This is a genomic window from Sphingobium sp., assembly GCF_049304695.1.
Classification (GTDB): domain Bacteria; phylum Pseudomonadota; class Alphaproteobacteria; order Sphingomonadales; family Sphingomonadaceae; genus Sphingobium.
This window is the reverse complement of record NZ_JBAQOK010000093.1, coordinates 46,316-68,898: the sequence shown is the minus strand read 5'-3', so window position 1 is coordinate 68,898 and position 22,583 is coordinate 46,316. Positions and strand designations below refer to the sequence as shown.

The following is a 22,583-nucleotide window of genomic DNA, read 5'->3' as shown; positions in this document are numbered from 1 at the left end:
TCAGTGGCTACTCAGGACGAACGGATAAATCGCACCGTGACGGGACTATGAAACTCGTCCGCGCGCTTGGCTCCGTTGGCGGCCTGACGCTGGTCAGCCGTATCCTCGCGCTGGTGCGCGATTCGCTGGCGGCGCGCTATGTGGGCGCGGGCTTTGCGTCCGATGCGTTCAACGGGGTCGCATTCCGCCTGCCCAACATGTTCCGCGCCCTGTTTGCGGAGGGCGCCTTTTCCGCCGCGTTCATCCCGCTGTTCAATAAAAAGGCAGCGGGCGACGGCGGACTACCGGCGGGCTATGACTTTGCGCAGCGGGCGCTGGCGGTGCTGCTGCCGGTCCTGCTTGTCTTCACCGCGATCCTCATCATCGCCGCATGGCCAGTGACATGGGTGCTGTCGGGCGGCTTTTCGCGCCAGAACCCGACAGCCGACCAGTTCGCCTTCGCCGTCATGCTCGCGCGGATCACCCTGCCCTATCTGGCGCTGATTTCGCTGGCATCGCTGCTGGGCGGTATCCTCAATTCGATCGATAAATTCTGGGTCAATGCCGCCGCGCCGATCTTGCTCAACCTGTCGATGATCGCCGGGCTGTGGCTGTTCCACGGCGCGGACGAATATGAAACCGCACGGGTGCAGGCGATTTCCGTGACCGTGGGCGGCGCGCTGCAACTGCTGTGGCTCATCTGGGCGTGTCGGCGCGCAGGCGTATCGCTGAAAATCCAGCGGCCCCGGCTGGACAAGGACGTGCGCGAACTCATGCGCCTCATCCTGCCCGCAGCGGCGGGTGCTGGCGCGCAGCAGATCAATCTGCTGGTCTCCACGTCCTTGTCGGGCTGGCTGCTGGCGTCGGGGTCGATCACCTATATCTATTATGCCGACCGGCTGAACCAGTTGCCGCTGGGCCTGATCGGCATCGGCCTTGGCACCATCCTACTCCCCACCATCTCGCGCATGTTGTCGAAGGGGGAGGACGTGGCCGCGATGGAAACGCAGAACCGGGGCATCGAACTCGCCCTGTTCCTGACGCTGCCCGCGACCGTCGCCTTCCTGACCGTGGCCGAACCGATCGTGCGCGGGCTGTTCCAATATGGTCGCTTTACGGCGGAGGACGCGATGCGATGCGGCTGGGCCTTGTCCGCCTTTTCGATCGGGCTGCCTGCCTATGTGCTGGTGAAGGTGCTGACGCCGGGCTATTATGCGCGCGGCGACACGCGCACGCCGGTGCGCTACGCGATGCTGTCGATCCTCATCAATATCGTGGGCAATATCGCGATGATCCCGACGCTGGGCCATATCGGCCCGCCGCTCGCTACGGCGCTGGCATCCACCGTCAACGTCGCCATGCTCTATCGCACGCTGGTAAAGCGCGGCCACTTTGCCGCCGACGCAGGGCTGCGCCGACGCCTGCCCCGGCTGGCGATCGCCGCGCTCATCATGGGGGCGGCCCTGCTGGCGGGGGCAAGCCTGCTCGACCCATGGCTGTCGGGTCCGATGCTGGGTCGCTATATCGCGCTTGGCCTGCTTGTCGGGGCGGGCGTGGCGCTGTACGGGCTGGCCTGCTTCGTCACTGGCGCCTATCGGCTGTCCGATATCAAGGCGCTGATGCGGCGGCGCAGCCCGACTTGAGTCAAGAAAGAATGGATCACGACATGCGCGTCCTTTCCGGCATCCAGCCGACCGGCAATCTGCATCTGGGTAATTATCTGGGTGCGATCCGCAACTGGGTGCGGATGCAGGACGAGATGCCCGCCATGGCCGCGGAAGCGGGCGTGACAAATCCTGATAAAAACGCCGACGCGCAATGCTTCTTCTTCCTCGCCGACATGCACTCCATCACCGTGCATGAAGGGCGCGAACAACGCATCCGCAACGTGCGCGACATGGCCGCCGCCCTCGTCGCCGCCGGGATCGACCCTGACCGTTCCGTGCTGTTCAATCAGGCGCGCGTCCCTGCCCATGCGGAGATGGCCTGGTTGCTGAACGGCACCGCGCGGATCGGCTGGCTGAACCGCATGACGCAGTTCAAGGACAAGGCGGGCAAGGATCGCGAAGGCGCGTCCGTCGGCCTGTTCGTCTATCCTGTGCTGCAGGCCGCCGACATCCTGCTCTATCAGGCGACGCACGTGCCCGTCGGCGAAGATCAGAAGCAGCATCTGGAGCTGTGCCGCGACATCGCGACCAAGTTCAACACCGATTTCGGCGTCGACGTCTTCACCCTGCCCGCCCCCATCATCCCGAAAGAAAGCGCGCGCATCATGTCGTTGCGCGATGGCACGGCGAAAATGTCGAAGTCCGATCCGTCAGACCTTAGCCGCATCAACCTGACCGATGACGACGACGCCATCATGACCAAGGTGAAGAAAGCCAAGAGCGATCAGGAAATGCTGCCCGAAACCGCGGAAGGCCTGACCGGACGTCCCGAAGCTGCCAATCTGGTCGGCATCATGGCGACGCTGACCGGACGCACGACGGACGCGGTGTGCGCGGAATTTGCTGGCAAGGGCTTTGGCGCGTTCAAGCCTGCGCTGGGCGACGTGCTGGTCGAAACGCTGCGCCCCATTCGGGATCGCTTCATGGCGTTGCGTACCGACGACGCTGCGCTCGACGCTATATTGGACAAGGGCGCGGCCAGGGCGGCGGCTGCGGCGGAACCAACGCTGCGCGCGGCCTATGATGCCATGGGACTGATGCGCTAAAGCCACAGTTCGACCAAATCGACTGATGACCTGACGGCTTGGACGGATTGGGTTGGGGGGCGGCGTCCTTTAATGACAGGACATCGTTTTGCGCACAGCATTGCGCCCGTCTGGCCGGTTCGTGCGTTCAATGGATGTTCAGTTGCGTTTTGCTAGGGCAGGGCGCAAGAATAGCAAAAGGCGCCCCACGCCTGATACAGGACGCAGAAAAATGACCCGTTTCAAGAAGTTCGGTCTGATCGCTGCCCCCGCTTTGGCGCTGATGGCGCTGTCGGGCTGCGCGACCTCGTTCAAGGCCGATGTCGCCCGTTTCCAGCAACTGCCCGCACCCGCCGGGCAAAGCTTCACCATCGTGGCCGACAATCCGCAACTCGCGGGCAGCCTCGAATTTTCCCACTATGCCTCGCTCGTTGGCCAGCGGCTGGGCGAGACCGGCTATGTGGTCGCCAGCGATCCGGCCCGCGCGGACCTTATCGTGCGTGTCGGCTATGACGTCGATAACGGCCGCGAAAAGGTCCGTTCGACCGGCGTCGGCGGTCCCTATGGCGGCGGCTTCGGCTGGGGTCCGGGCTTTGGCCGTGGCGCATGGGGCGGTGGATGGGGTGGCCGTTGGGGCCGTCCATGGGGCTATGGCTTCTATGATCCATGGTTGTTCGGCGGTGGCGGTTTCAACGACGTGTCGAGCTACACTGTCTATACCAGCGACCTCAGCATGAAGATCGACCGCGCGGCTGACAATCGCCGCCTGTTCGAAGGCAGGGCGAGCGCACAGTCGCTGTCCAACAAGCTGACCTATCTGATCCCGAACCTGATCGACGCGATGTTCACCGGTTTCCCCGGCCAGAATGGCGAGGATGTGAAGATCACCCTGCCGCCCGAGAAAAAGGGCTGACGGCGCACGATTTGCATCGGATCTGAAAAAGGCCCGGCACTCGACAGAGTGACCGGGCCTTTTCTTTTGCCAGATGGGCGATAGGCTCAACCATGACGATGCAAACGGGGATAAATGGCCATGTCGCTGACTGTCAGGATATTGCTCGCCCTGATCCTGGGCCTTGGCTGCGGCATCGCGATCGCTGAATGGGGCATTGCGGCGGGCGCGGACATCGTCGCCGTCGCGCAACCGGTGGGGAAGGCATGGCTGGGCGGGTTGCAGATGCCACTCATCCCCCTGATCTTCGCACTGCTTGTCACCGGCATCGCACAAGCTGCGACCACCGCGCGGACCAGCGGCATGGCGGGGCGCACCATCGCCCTGTTCGCCATGCTGCTGGTGGCGTCGGCCGCCGTCGCGGCGATCGTCGGGCCGCTGATGCTGCATATCTGGCCTGTCCCATCAGGGGCGGTGGGCGCGCTGACGGGCGCGACGGATTTGGCCGATGTGCCGGACGTTCGCCCTTCCGCCCAATGGCTGCTGGGCTTCATCCCGGTCAATCCGCTCAAGGCCGCCGTAGACGGACAAGTCGTGTCCGTCGTGTTGTTCGCGCTGATCTTCGGCTTTGCGGTGACGCGCATCGCGCCGGACCGAAAGGCGCAGTTGACTGGACTGTTCGAAGCGCTGGCCGACGCGCTGCTGGTGGTCGTCAACTGGGTGCTGTGGATTGCGCCCGTGGGCGTGTTTGCGCTGGCGCTGGTGGCGGGCGCGCAGTCTGGCCTCGCCACCGCTGGAGCGTTGCTCCACTATATCGGCTTCATCGTGCTGATCTGTATCGCCGTGACACTGCTGGTCTATCCGCTGGCGATGATATGGGGACGGATCGGCCTGCCCCGCTTCGTGCGCGCCGCCCTGCCCGCGCAGGCCATCGCCTTTTCCACGCAAAGCTCCATCGCGTCCCTGCCCGCGATGATCCAAGCGAGCGACGGGCCGCTCGCCGTGCGGGAAACGACGCGCAGCATCGTCCTGCCGCTCGCCATATCCCTGTTCCGCATTACCAGCCCGCCCGCCAATCTGGGCGTGGCCATCTATGTGGCGGCGATGAACGGCGTGCATCTGGGGCCGACGCAACTGGTCGTAGGCGTGCTGGTCGCCGCGATCGTCAGTCTCGCGGCGGTCGGCCTGCCCAGTCAGATCACCTTCTTCACCACCACCGGTCCCATCTGCCTCGCCATGGGCGTGCCGGTCGAAGCGCTGCCGCTGCTGCTCGCGGTGGAAACCGTGCCCGACATATTCCGCACGCTGGGCAATGTGACTGCCGACATGGCGGCGGCGCGAATCGTGGATCAGGGGGCTGGCGCTGGGGATTAGCAGCTTGCAGCGTTACCACCTCTCCGTTCGTTTCGAGCGAACGGAAAAATGCGAATGACCGTAAGTATCCGCTTTTAGCCCCACCGGTGTTCCCGCGCAGGCGGGAACCCAGTCGCGGCCTCCCGACGAGCGCCAGCCTTACGGCACCCGCCGCGCAGTGATGATCTTCACCGGATCGGCCAGCATCTGCCCCTTCATCACCCCTTCGCCAGCAGTCGGCGATTTCGGCAGGGCGAGGATAGCCTTCACCACATCCAGCCCCTCGACCACATGGGCGAAGACGGCAAAGCCCTGATTGTCGCCTGCCCCCTGCGGTTGCGCGTCCATGGCGGGCATCTTACCCAGCACGATGAAGAAATCGCCCGTCGCGCTGCCCGGCGCATAGCGCGCCATCGACAATGCACCGTCGTCATGGAGCAAGCCGGTCTGGCTGGTGGGTTCATGCTTGATAGGCGGCAGGATGCGCTTGGGATCGTTCTGCGCGCCGCCCTGCACGAAGCCATAGTCGGCCGCGCCCACGCCGCGATAAAAGACCGTGCCGTCGAACCGCTTCTGGTCGACATATTTCAGGAAATTGGCGGCGGTCACCGGCGCCCTGTCCGCATGGACTGCCACGACGATGCGCCCGGCACTGGTGTCGAGCACGACGCGCACGTCGGCGGAGGGCGTGAGGGGTGTTTGGGCGACCGCTGGCGACAGGGTGATAGCAGCGAGGAGCGCGAGGACGAGATGGCGAATCATGTCGCCAGCCTAGAGCGTGCTTCCTCAATCCGAAAGCGTGTTCCCGTGCAGGCGGGAACCCAGTTCGAACGTCGGATCCGGGTTCCCGCCTGCGCAGGAACACGCCGACCTTAAACGATCACCCTTCCAACTGGCGCAGCAGCGCGCGCACGTCGGCGTCCATGTCGGGATTGCTTTCGCGCAACTGCTCGATCGTGCGCACCGCATGGATGACCGTGCTGTGGTCGCGTCCGCCAAAGATGCGGCCGATTTCAGGCAACGATCGCGGCGTCATTTTCTTGGCCAGATACATGGCGACCTGACGCGGGCGGGCGACGGCGCGCGCGCGGCGCTTGGATCGCATTTCCGACGGGTCGATCTTGAAATGGGCGGCGCAGGCTTTCTGGATTTCGTCCACGGTGATGCGGCGCGCATTCGCGCGCACCGCATCGGCCAGCATGCCCTGCGCAAAGTCCAGATCGATCGCCCGGCCCGTCAACTGACCATAGGCGACCAGCTTGTTGAACGCCCCTTCCAGCTCGCGCACGTTCGAGCGAATCGATCGGGCCAGAAAGTCGATCACCGCGTCCGGTACGGGCGGATCGCCCGCAACGACACGCTTGGCCTCCAATATGGCCAGGCGCAGGTCGAGGTCGGCGGGCAGGATGTCGGCGACAAGGCCACCGGCCAGCCGCGAAAGGATGCGCGCGTCGATCGATTCCAGCCGCTGGGGCGGGCGGTCGGCAGTCACGACGATGCGCGCGCCCGAATCGATCAGGTCGTTGATCGTGTGCAGAAACTCTTCCTGCGTCGATCCCTTGCCAGAGATGAACTGGATGTCGTCGATCAGCAGCAGCCGGGCAGCGCGCAGCCGCGCCTTGAACGCCATGGTATCGTTGGCGCGCATCGCGTTCACGAACTCCATCATGAAGCGTTCGGCCGACATGTAGAGGACCGGCGCGGCAGGCGAATGGGCGGAAAAGGCAGCGGCGATGGCGTGCAACAGGTGGGTCTTGCCCTGCCCGGTGCTGCCGTGGATGAACAATGGGCTGAAACGCGGCTCGGCCAGCGCGCCCATCGCCTGCGCGGCGGAACAGGCCAGACGATTGCTCTCGCCGGTGATGAAAGTAGCAAAATCATGGCGCGGCTGAAAGTTCGACGCGATCGCCACCGGCGCCGCCGACGTGGCGGGCGCAGCCGGTTCGACATGCAAGACTTCCAGCAGGCGGGGTCCGGTCGATTCCGGCGCACGGCGCAACCGCACGTCCCGCACCCCTGCCCCGGCATTGCGCCATGCCATGCGCAGCCGGTCGCCAAACTGGCCCGACACGAAATTGGCGCTGAAATCGCTGGCCACCAGCAGGTCCAGCGTCTGCGATTCGGGGCAATGGTTGCCCAGCGCCACGGGCTTCAACCACTGGTCGAACATGCGGGCGCCGATGTCGCGGCGCAGGCCGGCGCGGATCGCGGCCCAGGCGGATTCCAGGCCACCGTCTGCCTGCGTTCCCGACCCGTCCTGCCACTCCACCAAACCCACGCCATCCTTCATCTTGAACTCGACCCCCAACCTCTACGCACGCCAGTCGACGGGCAGAAAAACAAGACACAGCGATACCCGATCGGAAAAGCCCCCGCCTTTCCGAGTATCCACATCAAACGATCAACATGACGGCCACACACAGGTGATTCGACAGCGGCCGGATTTCAAAAATAGACAGGGGGAAGGGTCGGGATCAAGGGCGTGGGGGTTCAAAAAAATGAAATAAAGCCGTTGACTCGGCAAACCCACGGAAAAGACGGCACAATGAAATTATGCTTATATTTCAATAATTTAGTAATATTATTTTATGCCGCAGTGCGTCGAATCGCGGGAATAGCGTCGATCCCATATATTACCGGAATATGAATGAACGACGAAAAACCCGCCCCGATGATCGGAGCGGGCCAACGATGTGCAGCCATTATCCCAAACGGGATCAGGCGAGTGCGCTGACAGCCTTGGTCAGACGGCCGAACTTGCGCGAGGCAGTGTTCTTGTGCAGCACGCCACGGGCGACGCCACGGGCCAGTTCGGGCTGTACGGTCTGCAGTGCGGTCGCAGCGGCGCTCTTGTCGCCAGCGGTGATCGCGGCTTCCACCTTTTTCACCAGGGTGCGAATCCGGCTGATGCGGGCGCCGTTGATGGCGGCGCGACGTTCGTTGCGACGGATGCGCTTCTTGGCTTGCGGCGTATTGGCCATTCTATTCCTCGGTTCTCGTCAAATCTTGGAAGGCATGAGGATCGGACTCGCCAACCCGCCTTGTGAAGGTGCGCCCCTTACAGGGGATAACAGGGGTCGTCAACCGGGTGCCATGGCTTCATCGCTGGCATTGCTGGCAGAAAAAGGTCGATCGTCCGCCATCGACTCGCCGCCTTACCGTTCCCCCGCATGGGCATGGCAATCCTTCGCGGCCATAGACGCGCCATTGTTTTGAAAAATATCCCAATTCCCCGTCGGGTCGCGCATAGTCGCGCAGGGTCGATCCCCCCGCCGCGATCGCAGCGGACAACACCGCGCGAATCGCATCCACCAGCAGCGCCAGCCGCCGTGCGCTGATCCGCCCCGCCGCACGGGTGGGCGCAATGCCCGCCATGTTGAGCGCTTCGCACACATAGATATTACCCAGCCCCGCGACGATTCGCTGGTCCAGCAACGTCGCCTTGATCGACGTCCCCTTCCCCGCCAGCACGCGGACCAGCATCGCCGCGTCGAAATCCGGTCCCAGCGGCTCCGGCCCCATGCGGGTGAAGGGGGTATAGGCTTCCCACGCATCGCTGCGCACCAGATCGACGAAACCGAAACGGCGCGGGTCGTTGAGCGCGAGCAGCCGCCCCGCCCCGGTTTCCAATATCAGATGATCGTGCGTGCCGATCTCGCTGGGGTCCACGCGCCACCGGCCCGACATGCCCAGATGGAATATCAGCGTATCGCCCCGATCCGTGCCAATCAGCCCATATTTGGCCCGCCGCGTCAGCCCCGTAACCGTCGCCCCTGTCATCCGCTGGCGCAGGTCCACCGGAATGGGAAAGCGCAGGTCCGCGCGGCGCGGCTCGACACGGCTCAACACTGCGCCATCCAATACGGATCGCAGGCCAGCGACAGTGGTTTCGACTTCGGGCAATTCAGGCATGAACCATCCTGTAGGGCCTAGCGCTGCGTAGCGACAGGGGCGGTCGCATCGGGATCGAGATCGGGCCAGCGAGCGATCAGCGCGCGGGTGACGCCATTGGTCCAGCCGAACCCGTCCTGCAGCGGATACTCCCCGCCGCCGCCGGGCTTGCGTTCCTCCACATCATATTTTTCCAGCATCTTGCCCGTCTCGCGATAGGCCGCACCGACCGTACCGATCCAGCGCCGGGCGATGTCCTTCGCCAGCGCATCATGTCCCGTCCGCGCCAGCCCCTCGACCGCCACCCATTGCAGCGGCGCCCAGCCATTGGGGCTGTCCCATTGCTGACCGCTGGCGATTCGGCTCGTGCGCAGCCCGCCCGGCCCCAGCAACTGCGCGCGCGTCGTCCGCGCCACGGCTTCGGCCTGCTGCCGGTTCGCCAGCCCCACGAACAGCGGAAACAGCGTGGCGGCGGACAGCACCGGCGTCGCCTTGCCGCTCTTTATGTCCCAGTCGGCATAGCGCCCGTCTTGCCCTAGCCACAGCCAGCGGTCGATCGCCCGGCTCCGAGCCGTCGCCAGCGATGTGAACTGCCGGGCACAGGGCGCGTCCTTCGCCGCCGCGCACCGCTTTGCGATGGCGCGTTCCAGCGACCAGAGCAGGCTGTTGAGGTCGACCGGCACGATATCGGTCGTGCGGATCGTCGACAGACGCTTGGGGTCGTCCAGCCAGCGCGAGGAAAAATCCCACCCGCTTTCCGCCCCGGCGCGCAGATGGCGATAAATGTCAGCGGCGGGTCGATTACTCTCCCGCGCGGTCGAAACATCCTCGGCCCAGCTTTCGTCGCGCGGGCCGGGGCGATCATCCCAATAGCGGTTGAGCAGCGCCCCATCGGGCATCCGCACGACACGCCGATCCGCTGCGCTCCTGCCCAACTCATCCGCGCCCCGCATCCAGAACGCATGTTCCGCGCGCAAGGCCTTGAGGTGGCGCGCAGCAGCGGGCGCATCCGACGTCCCAAGCTCCGCCATCAAAGCGAAGAAAGGCGGCTGCGACCGGCCCAGATAATAGGTCCGCGTGCCGTTGGGGATGAAGCCGTAGCGATCGATCAGGCTTTCGAAATCCGTCAGCATCGAATCGATCAGATCCTGCCGCCCATCGGCTTTCAGGCCCAGCATCGTGAAATAGCTGTCCCAATAATAAATCTCGCGAAAGCGCCCGCCCGGCACGACATATGGCGCGGGCAAAGCCAGCGCGGACGATCCGGGCGGCGGGGTGAGCGCAGGCCGCGTCAGTTGCGGCCACAGTGCGGCGATATGCCCGCGCAGTGACCGGGACGGTGACGCAGCCTCCTCCCCCGGCACGTCGAAATGCCGCAGTACGAAGGCGCGCAGGGCGTCGCCCTGCGGCATGACCCTGCGATAGTCCGCCACGATCGCTGAGGGGTCGCCGCGCGGCACGGCGTCGGCGAAACTCTTCCCATCCGCAAACAGCTTGTCGCGCTGCACCGCTTCGAACAACGGGCCGTAGATTTGCTGCGGACTGGCCGGAGACGTTTGCGTCGGTGCGGCCTGAGCGGTGCAAAGCAGCGTGGCGAGAACGGGGATCAAAAGGCGGCGCACGGCGTATAAAGCTCCCGCTAGGCATGACGAGGATGTGCCATGCGAATGGATGGCCAGCCGAAACGTTCCCGCACAAAGGCTGCCACGGCGATGTATCGACTGCCCTTTCGTACCTTTTCCGTCCTCTGCCGATCGTGGCCTGTTCCAGCCGCGCAGAGAATGTTCTAGAGCGCTGCCATGAGCGAAACAGCATCCTTTGGCTATCGCGACGTCGATGCCACGCAAAAGCAGGACATGGTCGGCGCGGTCTTTTCCAACGTCGCGGCCAAATATGACCTGATGAACGACGCCATGTCGATGGGCGCGCACCGGTTGTGGAAGGACCAGTTCGTCAAGCGGGTCAAGCCGCGTGCGGGCGAAACCATCCTCGACATGGCGGGCGGCACCGGCGACATCGCGTTCCGCATGCACCGCCATGGCGCGCATGTCACCGTGTCCGACATCAATCCCCAAATGCTGGCCGTGGGCATGGAACGCGCGCAGAAAAAGGGGCTGGATGGCCTGATCTGGTCGGAACAGAATGCGGAGGAACTGACCTTCCCCGACCGCAGCTTCGACGCCTATACGATCGCCTTCGGCATCCGCAACGTCACCCATATCGATAAGGCACTCGTCGAAGCCTATCGCGCGCTGAAATTCGGCGGGCGTTTCTTCTGCCTGGAATTTTCCACCACCACATGGCCGGGCTTTTCGGACGTCTATGACGCCTATTCGCACAAGGTCGTGCCGCAATTGGGCAAGCTGTTCGCCAACGACGCCGACAGCTATCGCTATCTGATCGAATCGATCCGCCGCTTCCCCACCATGCCCCGGTTCGAGGCCATGATCCGCGAGGCAGGCTTTGTGAACACGAAGGTCGAACCGATCATGGGCGGACTGGTCGCGATCCATTCGGGCTGGAAGATTTGATCTCTCGATGACCTCCCACGCCACGCATATCTGGCGGCTCCTCAAATGGGGTCGCACCCTCGCGCGGCATGGCGCGTTGCAGGGGATTGAGCGCGATCCGCTGACCCCCGCGCCCGTGCGACGGCTGGTGCGAATCGCCCGCTTCGGCGCACGCGTACCGGCCCAGCCCCGCTATGCCGATGCGTTTCAGGCGATCGGCCCGGCGGCGATCAAACTCGGTCAGACGCTCGCGACCCGCCCGGATCTCGTCGGCGAAGACGCGGTGCAGGATCTGCTGCGGCTTCAGGATGCCCTGCCCCCCGTGCCCTTCGACACGATCCGCGCACAGATTGAGGCCAGTTTCGGTCGCCCGCTCGACGCGCTCTACAGCCGCTTTGACGAAACGCCCGTCGGCGCGGCGTCGATCGCGCAGGTCCATCGCGCCATCACCACCGATGGGCGCGACGTCGCGGTCAAGGTGATCCGCCCCGGCGTGATCGAACAGTTCAACCGCGACATCCAAACCTATGAATGGGCCGCCGCCCATGTGGAGATGCTGGGCGGAGAACTGGCGCGGCTGCGGCCCCGGCTGGTCATCGCCAACATGAAGCGCTGGACCGCGCGCGAACTGGATCTGCGGCGCGAAGCGGCGTCCGCATCGGAACTGGCCGAAGCGATGCAGGCGGAGCCGGGCTACCGTGTCCCCGTCATCGACTGGGACCGCACGACCGGCCGGGTCATGACGATGGAGTGGATCGACGGCATCAAGATCGCCGATCGCGCCGCGCTGATCGCTGCGGGCCACGATCTGCCCGCCATCGCCGCGCGTCTCGTCAACGCCTTCCTGCGGCAGGCGATTGCGGAGGGTTTCTTCCACGCCGACATGCATCAGGGCAATCTGTTCGTCTGCCCGCAGGGTGACATCGTCGCGATCGATTTCGGCATCATGGGCCGCATAGACCGGCGCGCGCGCATGTGGCTGGCGGAAATTCTCTACGGCCTGATCACCGGCAATTATAAGCGCGTCGCCGAAATCCATTTCGAAGCGCAATATGTACCCGCCCATCACAACGTCGCGGAGTTCGCCACCGCCCTGCGCGCCGTGGGCGAACCGATGCGCGGCAAGCCGGTGCGTGAATTGTCGGTGGGCGGCATGCTGGACGGCCTGTTCGCCATCACCCGCGATTTCGACATGCAGACCCAGCCGCACCTGCTGCTGCTGCAAAAGACGATGGTGATGGTGGAGGGGGTTGCCACCTCGCTCGACCCCGACATCAACCTGTGGGAAACCAGCGGCCCTTACGTCAAGGAATGGCTGCGCACCGAATTGGGGCCGGAGGCGAAGGTCGCCGATTCACTCATCGAAAACTGGCGCACCCTGCAACGTCTGCCCGATCTGGTCCGCCGGATCGAGGACGCCTTCCCGCAAAAGGGCGGCGCGCCGCTGCCCCCGCCGCTCACCGAAGTGAAGCTGATCCGCATCGGCGGCGGGTGGCGCTATGCGCTCGTCGCCATCGGGGCTGCAGCGGCTGGCGTCGGGGCGACATTGCTATTATCCTGACGCCATGACCCAGCGCATCCTCCTCATCGTCTCAGGCGGGATCGCGGCCTATAAATCGCTCGAACTCGTCCGCCTGCTCCGGCGGCGCGGAATCGCGGTCCGCGCCGTGATGACGCCATCGGCGCAGCAGTTCGTCACGCCGCTCTCTCTGGGCGTGCTGACCGAGGATCATGTGTTCACCGATCTGTTCGACCTGAAAGACGAGCAGGAAATCGGCCATATCCAGTTAAGTCGTCAGGCCGATCTGGTCGTCGTCGCGCCCGCAACCGCCAACATCCTGGCGAAGATGGCGACGGGGCAGGCCGACGATCTGGCCACCACGCTGCTGCTGGCGACCGACAAGCCCGTGCTGGCCGTCCCCGCGATGAACGTGCGCATGTGGCATCACCCCGCGACCCAGCGCAATCTGGCACAGTTGCGCAGCGATGGCGTCCACATCATGACCCCGGATGACGGCGCGATGGCGTGCGGCGAATATGGCACGGGCCGCCTGCCCGAACCCGACGCCATCGCGGCGGAGATCGAACGACTGCTGGCGCTGCCCAGACAGGCTGATCAGCTGGCGGGCCAGCCCGACTTTGCGCCATCATCCGCCACTCGGACTTTGGCAGACCGCCACATCCTCATCACCGCCGGGCCAACCCATGAGCCGATCGACCCGGTGCGCTACATCGCCAATCGATCATCGGGCAAGCAGGGCTTTGCCATCGCCGCCGCCGCCGCGCAGGCCGGGGCGCGCGTCACGCTGGTCGCTGGCCCGGTGAACCTGCCCACCCCGGCGGGCGTCACCCGCATCGATGTGCAGACCGCGCGCGACATGCTGGCCGCCGTCGAAAACGCCCTGCCCGCCGACGCCGCCATCATGGTCGCCGCCGTGGCCGACTGGCGCACCGCCGACGCTGCGGACCAGAAGCTGAAGAAGGACGGATCGGGCCAGCCCGCCCCGCTCGCGCTGGTCGAAAACCCGGACATTCTCGCCACGCTCGGCCACCATGCCCAACGCCCAACGCTGCTGATCGGCTTCGCTGCCGAAACCCAGAATATTGCCGACCATGCCCGCGCCAAGCTGGCGCGCAAGGGTGCGGACTGGATCGTCGCCAACGACGTATCCGGTGACGTGATGGGCGGCGACACCAACGCCGTGCAGATCGTCACCGCCGACGGCATCGAAAGCTGGCCCGTCCTGCCCAAGGGCGATGTCGCCATCAAACTCATCGAAAAGGTCGCCCATGCCCTCTCCGCTCGCCTCGATTGATATCCAGCTCAAGCGCCTGCCCCACGGGGCGGGCCTCCCCGTCCCCGCCTACGCCACCGCCCACGCGGCGGGCATGGACGTGGTGTCGGCCGAAGACCTGACCCTCGCTCCCGGCGCGCGCCATGCCGTTGCCACCGGCTTCGCGATGGCCATTCCGCAAGGCTATGAGGTGCAGGCGCGCCCCCGCTCCGGCCTGGCGCTCAAGCACGGCATCAGCCTGCCCAACAGCCCCGGCACGATAGACGCCGACTATCGCGGCGAACTCAAGATCATCCTCATCAACCTGGGCGACCAGCCCTTCCCGATCCAGCGCGGCGACCGCATCGCGCAACTCGTCGTCGCACCCGTGCAGCTTGCCAGCTTTGTCGAGGTGGATATGCTGGACGACACCGCCCGTGGAGAGGGCGGTTTCGGTTCGACAGGAGTATGACGCCATGACGATGCTGCTTTCGCTGATGCTGGCCACGGCCAGTCCCGTGGCGGGTGCCGCCCTGCCCCCCATGCCGCAGGATCTGTCCACCGTGCCGGTGATCGACGGCTGGCTGGGCCGCAAGATTTCGCCGCGCTGGTCGGAAGAGGTCGCGCGCCTCTATCGCCGTGGGGAATGCGCCGGCGCGGTCCCTTATGAAGGCTCCAGCCTGCTGGAAATCGACATGCTGTTCCTGCTGTCGGGCGATGGCAAACCGCTGAAGATCGCGCCCGTCAACGCCAGTTGCCCCGGCGTCGAAAAGTTCGTCAACGCCCGCATCACCGGATCCCTGCGCAGCAGCTTTCCCAAAAATGGCGGCGACACGCCCCAATGGATGCGCTCGCAGGTCCGCTTCCTCTGGTCCGACGCCCCGTGACGCTGACGGACGATCAGCTTGAACGCTACGCCCGTCACATCGTCCTGAAAGAAATCGGCGGCGCGGGGCAGGCGCGCCTGCTGTCGGCGGACGTCGCCGTGATCGGTGCGGGCGGCATCGGCAGCCCCGCGATCCTCTATCTCGCGGCAGCGGGCGTCGGCACCATCCGGGTGATCGACGACGACAGCGTCGCCCTGTCCAACCTGCAACGGCAAATCCTGTTCGGCACCGCAGACATTGGCGCGGCCAAGGCGGAAACCGCCATGACCGCCGTCGCCCGGATCAATCCCGACGTCAAACTCATCCCCATCAATGCGCGGATCGATACCGACAACGCCGCCCTGATGCTGCGCGATGCCGATGTCGTGCTCGATGGCTGCGACAGTTTCGCGACCCGGCTGGCGGTGGCAGATGCGGCACAGGCGCTGCGGATGCCGCTGGTATCGGCAGCGGTCGGCCCGTTCGAGGGGCAATTGGCCACCTATCGCGGCTGGGAAAGCGACCGGCCCTGCTATCGCTGTCTGGTCGGCGATCCGGCGGACGCACCCGAACGCAATTGTTCGGAAACCGGCGTCATCGGCGCACTGACCGGCGTCATGGGCAGCCTCGCCGCGCTGGAAGTGATCCGTGCGCTCGTCCCCTTCGGCACCGACATGGCGGGCAAGCTGTTGATCGCGGACCTGCTGTCGATGCGCTTCCGCACATTGGACGTGCGCAAAGACCCCGCCTGCCCCGGTTGCGCGCCTGCCCTATGCGCGACCTGAACATCGTCCTGACCGTCCCCGATGCCGAACGGCTGCGCGGCGCACTGACGCTGGCAGCGGCACAGGCGGCGCTGGGCGGTCACGCGACCCTGTTCCTGCAACTCGACGCCGTGGGCCTGCTGCGTGCCCATACATCTGCGCCCTGCGATGCAGCACATCAGGCGGCGGGCCTGCCCGATCTGGCGACACTGATCGTGGAAGCGCAGGACATGGGTGTCACCCTGATCGCGTGCCAAAGCGGGATGGCGTTATCCGATTTGACGGCAAACGACCTGCCCGCAGGAGTCGAAATCGGCGGCCCGATTGGCTTCCTCCAACACACTGACGACGCGGCACGCCTACTCATCGCTTGATCGTTACGCTATTGTGCGGTTGCAGCATGGGGCCGATGGCGATAATGCCGTCGCGTTCAGCGGCCTTTGCACGAGTATAGCAAATGAAGATTGCGGTTTTCGGCCTTGGCTATGTCGGCCTCTCCAACGCAGTCCTGCTGGCGCAGCATAACGAAGTCGTCGCCGTCGATGTCACGGCCGAGCGTGTCGAGATGCTCAACGCCCGCCAATCGCCGATCAGCGATAAAGAACTGGAAGATTTCCTCGCCAACCGCCCGCTCAACCTGTCCGCCACGCTCGATCCGCTGGTCGCTCTGGACGGCGCGGATTATGTGATCGTCGCGACGCCTACCAATTATGACGTGCAGACCGACAAGTTCGACACATCTTCGGTCGAATCCGTCATCCGCACCGCGATCGCCGCCAACCAGACCGCGACCATCGTCATCAAATCGACCATCCCCGTCGGCTTCGTGGACGATGTCCGCGCCCGCTACGCCACCGATCAGGTGATTTTCAGCCCGGAATTCCTGCGCGAAGGTCAGGCGCTCTACGACAATCTTCACCCTTCGCGCATCATCGTTGGCGAACGGTCGGAACGCGCGCGCATCTTTGCCGACCTGCTGCGCGACGGCGCGATCAAGACAGACATCGACATTCTCTTCACCGATTCGCGCGAAGCCGAAGCGGTGAAACTCTTCGCCAACACCTTCCTCGCCATGCGCGTCGCCTTCTTCAACGAACTGGACAGCTATGCCATCGCCGGTGGCATGGACACGCGCCAGATCATCGACGGCATCGGTCTCGATCCGCGCATCGGCACCCATTATAACAATCCCAGCTTCGGCTATGGCGGCTATTGCCTGCCAAAGGATACCAAGCAGTTGCTGGCCAATTATTCCGAAGTGCCGCAAAACCTGATCCGCGCGATCGTTGACGCCAACCGCACGCGCAAGGATTTTCTGGCCGACCAGATCATCGCCCGCAAACCGCGCAAGGTCGGCGTGTTCCGTCTGGTGATGAAGGCCGGGTCCGACAATTTCCGCCAGTCCTCGATTCAGGGCATCATGAAACGGATCAAGGCCAAGGGCATAGAGGTCGTCATCTACGAACCCGCCATGACCGAAGCGGAATTTTACGGCTCGAAAGTGCTGCGCGACCTCGAAGTCTTCAAGGCGGATTGCGACGTCATCCTGGCCAACCGCATGACCCCGGCCATCACCGATGTCGCCGACAAGGTGTTCACCCGCGACCTGTTCGGGTCCGACTGACGGGGGCTTTGCGCCCACCCCCTTCTATTGACAGCGCAGGCGGCCCATTTATGGGGAAGGCGCAGCTATCTTCGCCGCGTGACGCCATAGTCATATCGTTTTTTCTGAGGGAAATCCCGTGTCCGCCATGCTCAACATCACTCTGCCCGACGGTTCCGTGCGTGAAGTCGCGCCCGGCACTACCCCGGCGGATATTGCAGCGGCGATCGGACCGGGTCTGGCCAAGGCGGCGATCGCCGCGCGCGTGGATGGCGAACTGCGCGACATCATGCGCCCGCTCGACCGCGACGCCCACCTCGCGCTGGTGACGAACAGGGACGAAGCCGACGCGCTCGAACTGGCACGCCACGACTTTGCGCATGTGCTGGCCGAAGCGGTGCAGCATCTGTTCCCCGGCACGCAGATCACGTTCGGCCCGTCCACCGACGACGGCTTTTATTACGACTTCGCCCCCGCCCCTGATCGCGGCCCGTTCACCGACGAAGACCTGCCCGCGATCGAGGCGGAGATGCGCCGCATCATCGCCGCGAACAAACCGCTGATCCGCAAGGAAATCGACCGCGAAACGCTGATCGCGCAATGGACCGCGCAGGGTGAGACGTTCAAGGCGCAATGGGCCGCTGAACTGTCCGGCGACGAACCACTGACCGTCTATCATTCGGGTGACGGCTGGTACGACATGTGCCGTGGGCCGCATCTCGCCTCCACCGGCCGCCTCGATCCGCAGGCGTTCAAACTGACGCGCGTGTCGGGCGCTTACTGGCGCGGCGATCAGAAGAACGCGATGCTCAGCCGCATCTACGGCACCGGCTGGCTGAACAAGAAGCAGTTGCAGGAACATCAGACGCGTCTGGAGGAGGCGGCCAAGCGCGACCATCGCAAGATCGGGCAGGAAATGGACCTGTTCCACCTCCAGCCCGAAGCGCAGGGCAGCGTCTTCTGGCATCCCAAGGGCTATATGATCTGGCGTCAGCTGGAGGCTTATATGCGCCGCCGCCTCGACGCGGCTGGCTATGAAGAGGTCAAGACGCCCCAACTGATGGACGCGCGCCAGTGGGAACAGTCGGGCCATTGGGGCAAATATCGCGAAAATATGTTCGTCGTCCCCGACGAAGTGCCCAACACCGACGATGAAGGCCCGGTCCTGTCGGGTGAGGCGGACATGATGGCCTTGAAGCCCATGAACTGCCCCGCCCACGTCCTCATTTTCCGTCAGGGCATCAAATCCTATCGCGACCTGCCGCTGCGCCTCGCCGAGTTCGGCTGTTGCCACCGCAACGAAGCGCATGGCGCGCTGCACGGCATCATGCGCGTGCGCCAGTTCACGCAGGACGACGCCCATATCTTCGTGCGCGCCGACCAGCTTGTCGATGAGGTCAAGGCTTTCTGCGACCTGCTCGACGTGATCTACAAGGATCTGGGCTTCGACAATTACGCCATCAAACTGGCGCTGCGCCCCGAAAAACGCTTCGGCTCCGACGAAATGTGGGACTGGTCCGAACAATCGCTGCGCGATGCCGTGGCGCAGGCCGGCCGCGCGACAGAGGCTTATGGGTGGGAGGAACTCGAGGGCGAAGGCGCTTTCTACGCGCCCAAGCTGGAGTTCCACCTGACCGATGCGATTGGCCGGACATGGCAGTGCGGCACGCTCCAGACCGACACCGTGCTGCCCGAACGACTCGACGCCAGCTATGTCGGCGAAGATGGCAGCCGCCATCGCCCGATCATGCTGCACCGCGCGATTCTCGGCACGTTCGAACGGTTCCTGGGCATATTGATCGAACATCATGCCGGTCGCTTCCCGCTCTGGCTCGCGCCGGTGCAGGCGGTCGTCGCCACCATCGTGTCGGACGCCGACGATTATGCGATACAGGTGGTCGACCGGCTGAAAGCGGCGGGAATCCGCGCCGAACTCGATGTCCGCAACGAAAAGATCAATTATAAGGTGCGCGAACACAGCCTCGCCAAAGTCCCCAACCTGCTGGTCGTGGGTCGCCGCGAAGCCGAAGAGGGCAAAGTCGCGCTGCGCGTGCTGGGCAGCGAGGGGCAGACCATCCTTTCGCTCGAAGACGTCATTTCACGCCTTGCAAATGAAGCCACGCCACCCGATATGCGGTGAGGCAGCAATGCCACAAGGGTTCGTGATTCCGCCAACGTGGGACCACGGACCCCTTTCGGCTTTGCGCAAAAGCCGTTAAGAGCCACTCGTTTTTGCAACGACCATAGGAGATACTGCTATACGACCCCCGATGATGCGCCGCCCGCTGGCGCCGCCGCCGAAATCCGGCCCTCGCTATAACGAATTCATCACCGTGCCAAAGGTGCGCGTGATTGACGAGGAAGGCGAAAATCTGGGCGTGTTGTTGACGCAGGAAGCAATCGAACAGGCCGCAGACGTGGGTCTGGACCTGGTTGAAGTGTCGCCGAACGCCGATCCGCCAGTCTGCAAATTCCTCGACATCGGCAAGTTCAAATACGAAGCGCAGAAAAAGGCGAACATCGCCCGCAAGACTCAGCGCACGCAGGAACTTAAAGAAATCAAGATGCGCCCGAACATCGACGATCATGACTATGATACGAAGATGAAGAAGGTCCATGATTTCATTGGCGAAGGCGACAAGGTGAAGATCACCCTGCGCTTCCGTGGCCGCGAACTCTCGCATCAGCAACTCGGCATGGCGCTGCTCCAGCGCGTCGCCGAAAATGTCGCCGAAGTCGCGAAGGTCGAAGCCTATCCGCGCATGGAAGGCCGTCAGATGCTGATGGTGCTCTCGCCCAAATAAACGCGCGCCTCAGACAAACGAAAAGGGCGGCCCGGAAACGGGCCGCCCTTCGTCGTTATGGCCATAGCGCGTTGCCGATGCCGAATATTGTCGGGGTCAGGCTGCAGGCTTGGCGATGTAAAGCGTGGGGAACGTCGCCTTCAACGCCGCGACCTTTGGCGCATCCCAACGCAAAATATAGGGATGGCGCGGATTGTCGCGCATGAAATTCTGGTGATCGGCCGCCGCGTCCTGAAAGCCGGTGAAGCGCTCCGTCTTGGTCACGATAGGCGCGCGCCACAGGCCGGCCTTGCCCAGCTGCGCCAGATAGGCATCCGCCACCTTCGCCTGATCGGCATTCAAGGGGAACAGCGCGCTGCGATATTGGGTGCCATGGTCTGGTCCCTGATAATTCAGCGTCGTTGGGTCCGCGACGACGGAAAAGAAGATGCGCAACAGCGTGCCGTAGCTGACCTGTGCAGGGTCATAGGTCACGCGCACGGCTTCGGCAAAGCCGGTGTCACCACCGCTCACAGTCTCATAGTCCACGGTGCGTCCCTTGAAACCACCGGCGAAACCGGACTTGACGAGGTGAACGCCCTTCACATGCGAAAACACGCCCTCGACACCCCAATAGCATCCGCCAGCGAAGATCGCCGTTTCCAGCTTACGCGTGGGGACCGCATCCGTGGCAGGCACAGGGGCCAGCACCGTCCGTTCGGCACGTACGGGCGACGTCACGGCCAGCGCCGCAAACAGCGCCATGGCTATGCCGTCAGAGCGCCGCATGATTGATCGTCGTTGCCGCGTTTGCCGTAGAACTCAGAACCGGCTGCTCGCTCGGCTGGAGCATGACCATGCCGATGGCGCCGATCGCAAACCCGCCAAAAAAGCGCAGGAAAAGTTCGGATTTGAAGAATGCCACCATGGCCTTGCCTTTCTTATTCTGTCTCGGCTTCGTTGCCGCTGCCCTACGTGCCTTCGCCTTGACACCTGCTGAACATCGCAACCGCGAACGAGCGCTGTTCGACCAAAGCTACGCAGGAACCGACGAAACGGATGCAGATCGAAATCAGTTTCTTTCCGCAACGGGCATATAGCGCGCAGCCCGTCAATCGCAAGACGGCGCCGACGGAAAAGGACCGTTTCCATTTTGGATAGCTCCGTGTTCCCGCGCAGGCGGGAACCCAGTCCAAACGCCCGATCTGGGTTCCCGCCTGCGCGGGAACACCAAACCTTATTTCAATGCAGCGCAGGCTTCCTGAATCCGGGTGCAGGCTTTTTTCAGCACCTCGTCCGATGTCGCATAGCTGATGCGGAAGGCGGGCGAGAGACCGAACGCCGCGCCATGGACCGCCGCCACCTTGGCCTCGTCCAGAAAATAGGCGATCAGCGTTTCGTCGCTATCGATCGTCACACCCTTGGGCGTCACCTTACCGATCACGCCGCTGGCGTCGGGATAGACGTAGAACGCGCCTTCGGGCGTCGGGCAATCCAGCCCCGGCGCATCGTTCAGCATCGCGACCACCATGTCGCGGCGCTTACGGAACACGCCGTTGCGTTCTTCCAGAAAATCCTGCGGCCCGGTCAGCGCCGCGACGGCGGCCGCCTGACTGATCGAGCAGGGGTTGCTGGTCGATTGCGACTGCAACTTGCCCATCGCCTTGATGATCCATTCGGGACCACCGGCAAAACCGATGCGCCATCCGGTCATCGAAAATGCCTTGGAACAGCCATTGACCGTCAGCGTACGCTCATACAGGTCGGGGCATACCTGCGCGATCGTGGCGAAGGGCGTCGCGGCGTACCAGACATGCTCATACATATCGTCCGTCATCACCAGCACATGAGGATGGCGCAACAATACGTCGGCCAGCGCCTTCAACTCGTCAGCCGAATAGGCCGCGCCGCTGGGGTTGGACGGTGAATTGAGCATCACCCATTTGGTGCGCGGCGTGATCGCGGCATCCAGTTGGGCGGCGGTGATCTTATACCCCTGACTCGCCGGGCCTTCGATGAACACCGGGGTGCCGCCCGCAAAGTTCACGATGTCGGGATAGCTGACCCAGTAAGGCGCCGGGATGATAACCTCATCACCCACATCGACCGTCGCGACCAGCGCGTTGAACAATGTATGCTTGCCGCCCGAATTGACGGTGATCTGGCTGCGCTTGTAGGTCAGGCCATTGTCGCGCTGAAACTTGAACATCACCGCTTCCTTGACGTCGGCGGTGCCGTCCACGTCGGTATAACGGGTCAGGTTGTTGCGAATCGCCGCGATCCCGGCTTCCTTGACGAAATCGGGCGTATCGAAATCCGGCTCACCCGCCGACAGGCCAATCACATCCACGCCTTGCGCTTTCAGCGCATTCACCCGCGCGCTCATGGCGAGCGTGGCGGAAGGCTGGATACGGCCGAGGGCTGCGGAAGTCTGGCTCATGGCAATAATCTTTCTTCAAAGCGCTTTCAAAGCAGG

The 22,583-nt window shown here is 63.9% G+C and carries 22 protein-coding genes; 15 read left to right on the top strand and 7 right to left on the bottom strand.

The genetic code is table 11. From position 1 onward, the window contains the following. The first annotated feature begins 47 nt into the window (after positions 1-47). The 4 genes from murJ to WA070_RS17835 all read left to right on the top strand — a co-directional run bounded on the left by murJ (position 48) and on the right by WA070_RS17835 (position 4,937). Positions 48-1,622, top strand: coding sequence for a murein biosynthesis integral membrane protein MurJ (gene murJ, locus WA070_RS17850; protein ID WP_422635247.1), 1,575 nt, complete (start codon positions 48-50; stop codon positions 1,620-1,622). 23 nt (positions 1,623-1,645) lie between these two features. Continuing rightward, positions 1,646-2,692 (top strand): tryptophan--tRNA ligase, encoded by a 1,047-nt coding sequence (gene trpS, locus WA070_RS17845; RefSeq protein ID WP_422635246.1) that lies wholly within the window; start codon positions 1,646-1,648, stop codon positions 2,690-2,692. Positions 2,693-2,903: 211 nt separating this feature from the next. Beyond that, a complete protein-coding gene (locus WA070_RS17840; protein WP_422635245.1) occupies positions 2,904-3,584 on the top strand; it encodes a DUF4136 domain-containing protein in 681 nt (226 codons plus the stop codon). Positions 3,585-3,704: 120 nt separating this feature from the next. Further along, on the top strand, positions 3,705-4,937 hold the full coding sequence (locus WA070_RS17835; RefSeq protein WP_422635244.1) for a dicarboxylate/amino acid:cation symporter: 1,233 nt from the start codon (positions 3,705-3,707) through the stop codon (positions 4,935-4,937). A gap of 138 nt (positions 4,938-5,075) precedes the next feature. Here WA070_RS17835 and WA070_RS17830 read toward each other — a convergent pair whose 3' ends face one another. From WA070_RS17830 to treA, 5 genes are all read right to left on the bottom strand, one after another. Beyond that, the gene (locus tag WA070_RS17830) at positions 5,076-5,678 is read right to left on the bottom strand and encodes a peptidylprolyl isomerase (RefSeq protein WP_422635243.1); all 603 of its coding nucleotides are present in this window, start codon (positions 5,676-5,678) and stop codon (positions 5,076-5,078) included. A 118-nt stretch (positions 5,679-5,796) separates the two neighbouring features. Then, positions 5,797-7,206: a chromosomal replication initiator protein DnaA gene (gene dnaA, locus WA070_RS17825; protein WP_422635242.1), complete on the bottom strand. Its 1,410-nt coding sequence runs from the start codon at positions 7,204-7,206 to the stop codon at positions 5,797-5,799. A gap of 427 nt (positions 7,207-7,633) precedes the next feature. Next, positions 7,634-7,897, bottom strand: coding sequence for a 30S ribosomal protein S20 (gene rpsT, locus WA070_RS17820; RefSeq protein ID WP_422635241.1), 264 nt, complete (start codon positions 7,895-7,897; stop codon positions 7,634-7,636). A 118-nt stretch (positions 7,898-8,015) separates the two neighbouring features. Then, positions 8,016-8,828 (bottom strand): bifunctional DNA-formamidopyrimidine glycosylase/DNA-(apurinic or apyrimidinic site) lyase, encoded by an 813-nt coding sequence (gene mutM / locus WA070_RS17815; RefSeq protein ID WP_422635240.1) that lies wholly within the window; start codon positions 8,826-8,828, stop codon positions 8,016-8,018. Between the two features lie 17 nt (positions 8,829-8,845). Continuing rightward, positions 8,846-10,429: an alpha,alpha-trehalase TreA gene (treA, locus tag WA070_RS17810; protein WP_422635239.1), complete on the bottom strand. Its 1,584-nt coding sequence runs from the start codon at positions 10,427-10,429 to the stop codon at positions 8,846-8,848. A 177-nt stretch (positions 10,430-10,606) separates the two neighbouring features. On the opposite strand from treA, the gene WA070_RS17805 reads away from it, so the two are divergent. The 10 genes from WA070_RS17805 (at position 10,607) to infC (ending at position 20,128) form a co-directional block, all read left to right on the top strand. Then, entirely contained in the window at positions 10,607-11,338 is a 732-nt protein-coding gene (locus tag WA070_RS17805) for a class I SAM-dependent methyltransferase (protein WP_422635238.1), read from the top strand. A 7-nt stretch (positions 11,339-11,345) separates the two neighbouring features. Then, on the top strand, positions 11,346-12,878 hold the full coding sequence (ubiB, locus tag WA070_RS17800) for a 2-polyprenylphenol 6-hydroxylase (protein WP_422635237.1): 1,533 nt from the start codon (positions 11,346-11,348) through the stop codon (positions 12,876-12,878). Positions 12,879-12,882: 4 nt separating this feature from the next. Next, entirely contained in the window at positions 12,883-14,133 is a 1,251-nt protein-coding gene (gene coaBC / locus WA070_RS17795; protein ID WP_422635236.1) for a bifunctional phosphopantothenoylcysteine decarboxylase/phosphopantothenate--cysteine ligase CoaBC, read from the top strand. Further along, positions 14,108-14,563 (top strand): dUTP diphosphatase, encoded by a 456-nt coding sequence (gene dut, locus WA070_RS17790; protein ID WP_422635235.1) that lies wholly within the window; start codon positions 14,108-14,110, stop codon positions 14,561-14,563. Before coaBC ends, dut begins: the two co-directional genes overlap by 26 nt. 4 nt (positions 14,564-14,567) lie before the next feature. Further along, positions 14,568-14,978 (top strand): hypothetical protein, encoded by a 411-nt coding sequence (locus WA070_RS17785; RefSeq protein WP_422635234.1) that lies wholly within the window; start codon positions 14,568-14,570, stop codon positions 14,976-14,978. After that, positions 14,975-15,742, top strand: a complete 768-nt coding sequence (locus WA070_RS17780) for a HesA/MoeB/ThiF family protein (RefSeq protein WP_422635233.1) — start codon at positions 14,975-14,977, stop codon at positions 15,740-15,742. The genes WA070_RS17785 and WA070_RS17780 overlap by 4 nt, the downstream gene beginning before the upstream one ends. Further along, complete coding sequence (locus WA070_RS17775; protein ID WP_422635232.1) at positions 15,730-16,095, top strand: DsrE/DsrF/DrsH-like family protein; 366 nt, start codon at positions 15,730-15,732, stop codon at positions 16,093-16,095. The genes WA070_RS17780 and WA070_RS17775 overlap by 13 nt, the downstream gene beginning before the upstream one ends. Positions 16,096-16,178: 83 nt before the next feature. Further along, a complete protein-coding gene (locus tag WA070_RS17770) occupies positions 16,179-17,345 on the top strand; it encodes a nucleotide sugar dehydrogenase (protein WP_422635231.1) in 1,167 nt (388 codons plus the stop codon). 127 nt (positions 17,346-17,472) lie between these two features. Next, the gene (gene thrS, locus WA070_RS17765) at positions 17,473-19,464 is read left to right on the top strand and encodes a threonine--tRNA ligase (protein WP_422635491.1); all 1,992 of its coding nucleotides are present in this window, start codon (positions 17,473-17,475) and stop codon (positions 19,462-19,464) included. A 130-nt stretch (positions 19,465-19,594) separates the two neighbouring features. Continuing rightward, positions 19,595-20,128 (top strand): translation initiation factor IF-3, encoded by a 534-nt coding sequence (infC, locus tag WA070_RS17760; protein WP_422635230.1) that lies wholly within the window; start codon positions 19,595-19,597, stop codon positions 20,126-20,128. A 96-nt stretch (positions 20,129-20,224) separates the two neighbouring features. Here infC and msrA read toward each other — a convergent pair whose 3' ends face one another. Continuing rightward, positions 20,225-20,896, bottom strand: a complete 672-nt coding sequence (gene msrA / locus WA070_RS17755; protein WP_422635229.1) for a peptide-methionine (S)-S-oxide reductase MsrA — start codon at positions 20,894-20,896, stop codon at positions 20,225-20,227. Positions 20,897-20,898: 2 nt separating this feature from the next. Between msrA and WA070_RS17750 the strand changes: the two genes are divergently transcribed. Continuing rightward, positions 20,899-21,207 carry a hypothetical protein gene (locus WA070_RS17750; RefSeq protein WP_422635228.1) on the top strand — a complete coding sequence of 103 codons (309 nt, stop codon included), beginning with the start codon at positions 20,899-20,901 and terminating at the stop codon, positions 21,205-21,207. 137 nt (positions 21,208-21,344) lie between these two features. Here the strand turns inward: WA070_RS17750 and WA070_RS17745 are convergent, their stop codons facing one another. After that, complete coding sequence (locus WA070_RS17745) at positions 21,345-22,547, bottom strand: pyridoxal phosphate-dependent aminotransferase (protein WP_422635227.1); 1,203 nt, start codon at positions 22,545-22,547, stop codon at positions 21,345-21,347. Positions 22,548-22,583: the final 36 nt, after the last annotated feature.